Source organism: Oerskovia sp. Root918, from assembly GCF_001428945.1.
GTDB lineage: Bacteria > Actinomycetota > Actinomycetes > Actinomycetales > Cellulomonadaceae > Oerskovia > Oerskovia enterophila.
Genome location: NZ_LMJG01000015.1, coordinates 358963 through 367544 on the forward strand (window position 1 = coordinate 358963; position 8582 = coordinate 367544).

9 protein-coding genes are annotated in these 8582 nt (G+C 72.5%); 3 read left to right on the forward strand and 6 right to left on the reverse strand.

The window, feature by feature from the left end:
• The first annotated feature begins 229 nt into the window (after positions 1-229).
• A complete protein-coding gene (locus ASE27_RS19960) occupies positions 230-697 on the forward strand; it encodes a helix-turn-helix domain-containing protein (protein WP_082609054.1) in 468 nt (155 codons plus the stop codon).
• Here ASE27_RS19960 and ASE27_RS16790 read toward each other — a convergent pair.
• From ASE27_RS16790 to ASE27_RS16800, 3 genes are all read right to left on the reverse strand, one after another.
• A complete protein-coding gene (locus tag ASE27_RS16790; RefSeq protein WP_056653026.1) occupies positions 660-1499 on the reverse strand; it encodes a VOC family protein in 840 nt (279 codons plus the stop codon). The two genes, ASE27_RS19960 and ASE27_RS16790, sit on opposite strands and share 38 nt — an antisense overlap.
• Before the next feature lie 91 nt (positions 1500-1590).
• Positions 1591-1863 carry a hypothetical protein gene (locus tag ASE27_RS16795; RefSeq protein WP_157257679.1) on the reverse strand — a complete coding sequence of 91 codons (273 nt, stop codon included), beginning with the start codon at positions 1861-1863 and terminating at the stop codon, positions 1591-1593.
• A gap of 9 nt (positions 1864-1872) precedes the next feature.
• Complete coding sequence (locus ASE27_RS16800; protein ID WP_056653032.1) at positions 1873-2961, reverse strand: C2 family cysteine protease; 1089 nt, start codon at positions 2959-2961, stop codon at positions 1873-1875.
• 186 nt (positions 2962-3147) lie between these two features.
• On the opposite strand from ASE27_RS16800, the gene ASE27_RS16805 reads away from it, so the two are divergent.
• Positions 3148-3690, forward strand: coding sequence for a hypothetical protein (locus tag ASE27_RS16805; RefSeq protein WP_157257680.1), 543 nt, complete (start codon positions 3148-3150; stop codon positions 3688-3690).
• Positions 3691-3877: 187 nt separating this feature from the next.
• Here the strand turns inward: ASE27_RS16805 and ASE27_RS16810 are convergent, their stop codons facing one another.
• Both ASE27_RS16810 and ASE27_RS16815 read right to left on the reverse strand, forming a co-directional pair.
• Positions 3878-4222 (reverse strand): DUF86 domain-containing protein, encoded by a 345-nt coding sequence (locus tag ASE27_RS16810; RefSeq protein WP_082609055.1) that lies wholly within the window; start codon positions 4220-4222, stop codon positions 3878-3880.
• Complete coding sequence (locus ASE27_RS16815; RefSeq protein WP_235535472.1) at positions 4219-4761, reverse strand: nucleotidyltransferase family protein; 543 nt, start codon at positions 4759-4761, stop codon at positions 4219-4221. Before ASE27_RS16815 ends, ASE27_RS16810 begins: the two co-directional genes overlap by 4 nt.
• Positions 4762-4928: 167 nt before the next feature.
• Between ASE27_RS16815 and ASE27_RS16820 the strand changes: the two genes are divergently transcribed.
• Entirely contained in the window at positions 4929-5903 is a 975-nt protein-coding gene (locus ASE27_RS16820; RefSeq protein ID WP_056653040.1) for a glycoside hydrolase family 19 protein, read from the forward strand.
• 85 nt (positions 5904-5988) lie between these two features.
• Here the strand turns inward: ASE27_RS16820 and ASE27_RS16825 are convergent, their stop codons facing one another.
• Complete coding sequence (locus ASE27_RS16825; protein WP_056653043.1) at positions 5989-8514, reverse strand: alpha/beta hydrolase-fold protein; 2526 nt, start codon at positions 8512-8514, stop codon at positions 5989-5991.
• Positions 8515-8582 lie beyond the last annotated feature (68 nt).

The following is an 8582-nucleotide window of genomic DNA, read 5'->3' on the forward strand; positions in this document are numbered from 1 at the left end:
ACGCGGAGCATTCCACGGACGGGCGACTCCGACCAACAGACTTGCCGATGAGCCCGACGAGAGCCAACAAAAGGGGCACGCGTCGGACTCAGGTCTCCAGGAGGAGTTCGGTAGGGGGCATCGCGAGACGTATGGACCCGTTCCGTGGGCACCCTCTTCATGCAGCGCGCGGAAGTGCTGGGGCGGCCCAGATCTGGAGAGACGGGAGCTAACGGCCGATCTCTTGGCCATGAACTCCGGAATTTCTGGAGAAGTTGAACGTTGTGAGTTCCCCTGCACGGACCCGCCCGCCGCAGCACGCATCGGCGAACACCTGACGACATGGCGCAAGCTCCAGGGCCTCACTGCCGAGCAGGTGGCCGAGCGGGCGGGAGTCTCGCGCGGAACGCTGCGAACCCTCGAGTCCGGCGAGGGGGCCGTCCGGCTCGAGACGTTCCTCAACGTCGCATGCAAGCTCGGCGTGCTCGATCGCGTCGTCGAAGCCCTCGACTCGTACGAGACCGATCTCGGCCGGGCCCGCGCGAATCAGGCACGACCCAGCGGGTGTGCAGGTGAGCATGAAATGGATCGAGGTCTGCATCCAACTCGACACCGCAACGCGCCATCCGCCGAGCGCTGCGCTGACATCTATCCAGACCTGACCGAACCCGCGGTCCGTCCTACCCCCACTCCTGCGGCGCGAACTGCGACAGCGTGAGCTGCGCTCCCTGCGGGTCGCGCACCACGGCCTCGCGCGTCCACTCGTTCTCGCTCGTCGACAGCACGACCCCACCGGCCCGCTCTGCCGCTGCCGCGCTCTCGTCGCGGTCCGCGACGGAGAACGCGACGTCCCACCGAGCCGGCCCCTCGACGCGCGCGAGCCCGGCAGCGACGTCGGCGAACCCTGGCGGCGCGAACTCCTGCCGCTCGAAGATCCCGGGGTCGATCGTGTGCGCGAGGTGGTCGCCGTACCCCGGGACGCGGAACATCCCGGCGCCGAGCGCGGGGTCGAGCTCCCAGCCGAGCAGCGGTCCGTAGAAGTCGAGGGCCCGGTCCGGGTCCGGCGTGAGGAGGTTGCTGAAGTTCCAGGTGCCCGGCTCGTTGACGCGCTGCGCCCCGAGGCGCGTGCCCGCCTGCCACAGCCGGAACCGCGCACCCTGCGGGTCCTGGACCGAGGCCATACGCCCGGGCGGGCCGACCGTCTCAGGCCCGGAGAGCAGCACGCCACCGTCGGCAGCGACCGCCCCGGCGGTGGCGCCGACGTCGTCGACCGCGACGTAGGTGATCCACTCGGGTGTCCCGTCACTGCCGTCGGGCGGGGAGGCGATCGCCGCGACGTCCTGCCCGTCGAGTGAGGCGACGACGTAGCGCCCGGGCGCGTCGGGCGGCATCTTGTCGGTGAACTTCCACCCGAACAGGGCGCCGTAGAACGCGGTGGCGGCGTCGACGTCGGGCTGCTCGGTGTCCACCCAGCACGGCACCCCGTGCGGGTACGTGCGCGGCTGCGTCGGTGAGCTCATCTCTGCCTTCCCGGCCTCGTCCGGTGCGAGGCCTCCCGCGTTCCACCTTCCCAGCCGCCGCCGACACCGGCCTCCGGGGACGGCCGCCCGGTCAGTCGGCGTCGTCGATCTCCTCGAACCGCAGCGTGACCTCCCCGCGGACCGTTCCTTCGCTCGCCCGGATCTCGTCGAGGTGCAGCGTCCCGACGCCGTCGAGCTCGAACGCGTCTCCCTCGTCGAGCACGACGACGGCCTCGTCCGAGGGGGTGCGCAGCGCGAGCTGCGCGAGGGGCGTGCCGTCGACGAGGCCGACGCGCATGATCCCGACCCGCAGCACCCCGAAGGTGGGTTGCGAGCCCTGCCGTGCATTCCTGACCGTTGTCACAGGTGGGTCCTATCGGGTGGAGGGGACGGCGTAGACGGTGTCGAAGTTCTCCTTGTACTGCTTCTCCGTGAGCCACATGTCGCCGACCTTGTCGGACCCGTCATTCTGGAGGTGGGCGCCGGGTCCCCACGGGTTGATGACGTGGACCTTGAGCTCGCCGTCCCGCTCCTCGACCTTGTCCACGATGTACGCGTGGTTGGGCACGACCCGGGAGTCGTCGACCTCGTCGCCGAACGGCCACCACGACGGCTCGTCCTCGGTCCCGAGCGCGACCGGGCCGTCGGCGAGACGGTCCTTGAGGTCGGAGAGGTTCCCCTCACCGGTCTTGGAGGGCGTCGCACCGGTGATCGCCGCGAACGCGTCGCTCGAGTAGCCGCCGTCGATGTCCTCGTAGCTGCCGCCCCAGTACTCGGCGGCCGCCTTCTCGTAGATCGACGCCCAGCTCGGGTTCCCGCTCGGGTCCATGACGCCGTCCTGCGCGACCTCGGGCTCGACCGTGATCTCGACGGGGTCGCCGTCCTTGTACATCGTCACGGTCCAGGTCCCGTCGGCGTTGAGCTTCATGTGGTCGCGGATGAACTGGGGGTCGTCGCGGGCGACCGCGCCCAGGCCCGCGAGGAGCCAGCAGTCGCCGAGGCCCTGCTGGTTGATCATGTTCGGGTCGAGCGCCGCGTCGTCGAGCGGGATCGTGGGCGGGACGTCGACCCACGGTCCGTGGCCCGAGAGGTCAGGGTTGCCCGGCCGGTCCTTCCCACCGTCGCCGGAGCGTTCGCCGCCACCCCCGGCCCCCGGTGCACCGCCCCGGTCGAGGCTGGGTCCCGCTCCACCGTCGGCCGCGCTGGTGCGGGCCTGGTCCTCGGCGTTCCGCCGGAGCACCTCGGCGTTGTCGCGGAGCGCACCGAGGCAGGAGGCGAGCGCTGGGGCCAGCCGCCGGGACCAGTCCTGCCGGAAGTCCTCGGCGTCGGGCCCCACCCAGCCCGCGGTGGCGACGATCCCGTCGACCTGCCGCCGGGCCGTCTCGAGCGTCTCGGCGCTCTCCACGAAGCTGCTGCCGAGCCCTGCGAGCGCCTCGACGTCGGCGCCGAACATGGTGCGCATGTCCCCCCTCGTGGCTGCGGGACCGCCTTGGTCCCGGTGCGTCGCCGACCCACGCTATCGACCACGCGGCGGGCAGGCCATGGGCAGCGGTCCCCATGCGACGTCACCCGGCGGGCGCCTCGTCGCTGCTAGGTTCGACGACGCCGCGCACCCTGCGCGTCGACCGACCCAGCGAGGGGGCACCGCGTGAGAGACGCCGGATCGTCGAGGAAGCGGCTGCGCACCGCGGGGGTGCTGCTGGTGGTGGTCGTCGTCGGGCAGCTCGCGGCAGGGTGCGGTACCTCTCCCGCCGCAGCTCCGACCGCGAGCACCCCGGGTGCCGGCCCCGCCGATGCGCTCGACACGTACACCGTGGTGCGCGACGACGTCCTCGCGGCACTGTCGTCGCTCGACCCGGCGACGCCGTGGGAGTCGAGCGGGACGGCCGGCCTCTCCGCGGAGGGCTCGACGTGCACCCTGGTCATGCCGGCCGCCGGCTCGTCGCAGTACCTCTACGTCGAGGGCGACGACTTCGCGGCGGTCCGCGCAGCCCTGGACCCCGTCCTCGCGCAGCACGGGTTCGCCGCCCTGGGGCAGACCGTGTTCGCGGACGGTGGCGCGGTCGAGGTGTCGTCGACCGACGACGCCGGGGCCGAGCTCGTCGTCTCGTCCGAGCAGACGTCCGTCGTCCGCCTGAACGCGCCGGTGCTGTCGGAGACGTGCGACGACGCGGAGCTCGGGCGGTCCTAGGGTGGGGCGGTATGGCTCAGGCGGCGCGACGCTTGAGCCCTTCGCACCGCGGCCCGGGCCCATGTCGCCCCACCCGCAGGGCGCGACTTCCCAGGGAGGTGGTTCTGTGCAGCCACCACAATTGTGGTGGCTACACAAAAAACGCTGCCTCACCCAGACACCGAGCGTGTCCCGTCCACGCCACGCTCTACGACATCCCTGACGGACGGAGCTTCTGCTCGATCGACCGCAGGGCCGACTCGAAACCCTCGAGGTCGTGCTTGACCGTAGCCGCGATGATCGCAGGATCGACGACCGTGTAGGCATGCACGATCCGGTTCCTCGTCGCCCAGATCACTTGCCAGCGACGACCGAACGCCTGCTCCCGGACCGGGACACTCAGCCCAGCCACGGCATCGATGGCCGCCGCCAGGCGCAGGCACACCGCGTCGACGACCGGCTGGTCCTCGAGCGACCGACCGACGACATGCCGCCGCAGCACACCGAGATGATGCAGTGCGTCGAGGACCAGCTCTCGATCTCCGCGCTTCACAGCGCGATCGAGTCGACGGTCGCCGCGACCTCAGGTCGGAGCGACCGTGCCGGCACGACGTCGACCGTGCGCCCGAGCATCTCCCCGAGCTCGGCTTCCAACGCCGCCAGGGTGAACAGCCCGACCTGAGGGTCGAGGTCGACCAGGAGGTCGACATCCGAATCGACGCTGTCCTCGCCTCGCGCCACCGACCCGAAGAGTCTGACGTTCGCCACCCCGTACCGCGCCGCGACGCGAACCACCGCGGCCCGCTCTTCCATCACACGATCAAGGAGCGTGACCTCGTGGCCCCCCGGAGTGCCGCCGGACGAGTCGTCCGCCTGCTCGATCGCGATCCGTTGCAAGCGATGAACCTCTGGCTGACTCCGCCCGATCGCCATTCCGATCCTGCGTTGGCTCCACCCGAGGGAGGTGGCCTGCTCGACAGCACGCACGAGCGCTCGACGCGCCTCGTCGCGCGCCGCATCCGCGCGCCCCGCCACTCGCCCGAGGTGGGCGGCGAAGGCTCGCTCGACCTGCGACTCGGACACCTCGGCCATGGAACCACCTCCTGATAGGAGAACCTATCAGGCAGACCGAAGCACAAGAAGCACCGTCGGCCACCGACCTCCCCTCACCTACGTAGTACCCCCTACGTGCATTGACCATCGGACAAATCCCCCGTCAGGCTCGCAGTCGTCCCCTGTCATCGACGAGAGGTACGAACATGCGCACCGCGCACACGATCCGACGGCCAGCGACGACGCTGGCCCTGCTCGCTCTGCTCCTCACGACCGCCCTCGCGGCGCTGTCGGTCACCGCCACGGTCCTCGCCCCCCGCGCCTCGGCCGCCGAGCCCTGCGCCGCACCGTGGAGCGCGTCCGCGGTCTACACGGGCGGCGCGGTCGTCTCGACCGCGGGCCACAACTGGAAGGCCGGCTGGTGGACGCAGGGCGAGACGCCCGGTACCACGGGCCAGTGGGGCGTGTGGCGCGACCAGGGCACGTGCGGCGGCTCGACCGGCGGCACCACGGGCGAGACCGGCGGCACCACGGGTGGTGACAACGGGGGCGGCAACCAGACCGGCTTCGTCGTGACCGAGGCCCAGTTCAACCAGATGTTCCCCAACCGGAACCCGTTCTACACGTACCAGGGCCTGGTCAACGCCCTGAGCGCGTACCCGCAGTTCGCCACGTCGGGCGGCTCCGAGGTCGCTAAGCGCGAGGCCGCCGCCTTCCTCGCCAACGTGAACCACGAGACGGGCGCGCTGGTCTACGTCAAGGAGAGCAACACCGCGAACTACTCGCACTACTGCGACCCGAGCCAGTCCTACGGCTGCCCCGCGGGCCAGTCCGCGTACTACGGCAAGGGCCCCATCCAGCTCTCGTGGAACTACAACTACAGGGCTGCCGGTGACGCCCTGGGCATCGACCTGCTGAACAACCCGTACCTCGTCGAGACCGACCCGGCCGTGGCCTGGAAGACGGGCCTCTGGTACTGGAACACGCAGTCGGGCCCCGGCACCATGTCGGGCCACCAGGCCATCGTCAACGGCGCAGGCTTCGGCGAGACGATCCGCTCGATCAACGGCACGCTCGAGTGCAACGGCGGCAACCCCGCGCAGGTGCAGAGCCGCATCGCGGCGTTCCAGCGCTTCGCGCAGATCCTCGGCACGACCACGGGGTCCAACCTCACCTGCTGAGCCCCCGCCCTGCTGCCCGACGACGGAGCCCACCTTCCGCAGGGAAGGTGGGCTCCGCCGTCGGGCGGGCAGTGGGCGCGACCCGTCAGGCCGCGCAGTCCGTCGCCGCGTACCGCGCGACGACCTCGACCGGCCCCGCCGGTTCCTGCACCGTGACCGTGACCTCGCCGGCCTCGATCGCGGCCACCCGCGTCGCGAACGTCTGCTGCGCGCTCTTGCCGGCGGCCACCCCCGCGAACGACTTGGTCCCGAACGGCGTCGACACCTCGAGGCTCACCGCCTGGTCACCACCGTTGAGCGCCCGCACCGAGACCTGCGCCCGGCCCGCGACGCAGCGCGCCGTGGCCTCGACGCCCACCGCGGTCGTGGGCACGCCCGGCCCCGTGGCGAAGTCGACCCGGGTCACGAACACGTCCCCGGCCCCGGCGTTCACCGCGCCGAACGGCGCCCCGAACGTCAGACCGCTCAACCACGCGCCGTCCGTCCCCGGGACCGCCGCGGCGAACAGGTTCGCGTCGTCCCACTCGTCGGCCCCGTCCCGCTCGCGCGTCCCGAGCTGGTTCACTGCCCCGGGCGTGCCGTCGGCCGCGAGCGCGAGCGTGAACACGTCCACGCCGCCGACCGGCGTGCCGAGCGCCCCGTACGTCGTGCCCACGACGAGCACCGTGCCGTCGGCACCCGCGACACCCGTCACGCCGCGGTCGTCGGTCGCCGTGCCGGTCTGCGTCGTCCACAGGACCTCGCCGCGGGCGTCGAACGCCCGCGCGAACACGTCGTTGTCGCCCGCGGACGCCCCGCCGAGCGCCCCGCGCGTGTGCCCCACGGCGACGACCGACCCGTCGGCCCGCGCCACGAGCCCGCTCACCTGGTCGTTGGCCGACGTCGCGACACCGCGCAGCCACACGAGCTCTCCCGCGCCGTCGTACCGCGCGACCCACCCGTCGTTGGCCCCGGCCGCCTGCGCGCCCGGCATGCCCTGCCCCGCGACCCCGCCCACGTACACGGACCCGTCGGGCCCGGGAGCGACCGCGAGCGCCTTGTCCTCGCCCGGCCCGCCGACCTGGCGGAGCCACAGGAGCTCGCCGGTCGCCGACACGCGCCCGACGATCGCGTCCTTGTCGCCCGCGCTCGTCCCGCCAGGGATGGTCCCGCTCGTGTACCCGGCGACGTACGCGCCGCCGGCCCCGTCGGACGAGAGGGCGTAGAAGCGGTCAGCCGCGGCGGGGTCGCCCGTCTGGAGCGTCCAGGCGCGCTCTCCCGCGGCGGTCACGGCCGCCACGAACCCGTCGTCGCGCGTCGAGCCCGCGTGCTTCCCGTCGAGGTCTCCCTTGGTGTACCCGGCGACGAGGGTCGTCCCGGTCCGTCCGGCGGCCACGCCGTACGCGCGCTCGTCGGCGGGCGTCGCGATCGGGTGCTGCCACAGCGTGGCTCCGTCCGCGTCGCGGCGTGCCAGCACGACGTCGAGTCCGCCCGCGGGCTGCGACCCGGCCCAGGACCCGGCGAGGTTGAGGGCGACGGTCGTGCCGCCGTCGGGCGTGGCGAGGATGCCGCCCGCGCGGTCGTCGCCCGCGGAGCCGAGCAGCTCGGCGTCCCACGGCACCGTGGGCTCGGTGCGCAGGCGCGAGGACACGTCGACGATCGCCTCGCGGAACGCGGGCTGCCAGACGTCCCAGTCGTGGCCCCCGTTCATGACCCGCAGCTCGGCCGTGACTCCCGGCACGCGGCGCGCGGTGTTGTAGAGCCGGGCCGACTCGAAGTCGATGTCGTGACTCGCCTCGGCGGGGTCGGGGTTGGCCCACTCGTCGTCGCCGACCGCGACGAACAGGTGCACGGGCAGGGCAGGATCGAGCGCGGCGAGCGCCGCCGGGTAGGAGAGCTCGGTGTACCGCTCGGGCGAGAACAGCTCGTGCCCGACGCCGTAGCCCCCGTGGTCACGGACGGACGAGTCCGCGGGGGGCTGGGGGACGTACACCGCGGGGCTCAGCACGATCCCGGCCGAGAACTCGTCCTGGTGCGCGAGCGTCAGGCGCAGCGCGCCCGCCCCGCCCATCGAGTAGCCGCCCACGGCGCGCGCCTCGCGGTCGGCCACGGTCCGGTAGGTCGCGTCGACGTGCCCGACCAGGTCGCGCGTGAGCGCGGTCTCGACCTGGAAGCCTGCGCCGGTGCCGGAGTCCGCGGAACCCTCGTAGGCCGAGTCGGTGTACCAGCTCCCCCGGTCGTTCCAGGGCGCGTCGGGCATGACGACGACCAGGGGCTGGATCGCCTCGGTCCCGATCAGCTCGTCGAGGTCGGTCGCGACGCGCTGCCACGCGGCCTGCGTGTCGCCCCGCCCGTGCAGCAGGTAGACGGTCGGGTAGCGCTGCTCGGCGTCCTCGTCGTAGCCCGGCGGGAGGTACACCGTGTAGTCGACGGCCCCGCCCGCGCCGAGCGCCTCGGAGGGCGCGCTGCCGGGCACGAGCGTGCCCTGCTCGGCGGCCGCGACAGGCCCGGCCACGACGAGCGGGAGCCCGACGACGGCGCCGCCCGCTCCCACCACCCCGGCCAGGAGGGCGGCGATCCGCCGCCGCGAACGAGGGACGCGTGGGGGCGTCGCCGGGAGGGCTGAGGTCATGGTTCTCTCCTTTGAGAAGCAGTTGTTTCACTGAGCCGCTGAGTGCGGAGCTCTTGTGCGACACGCCG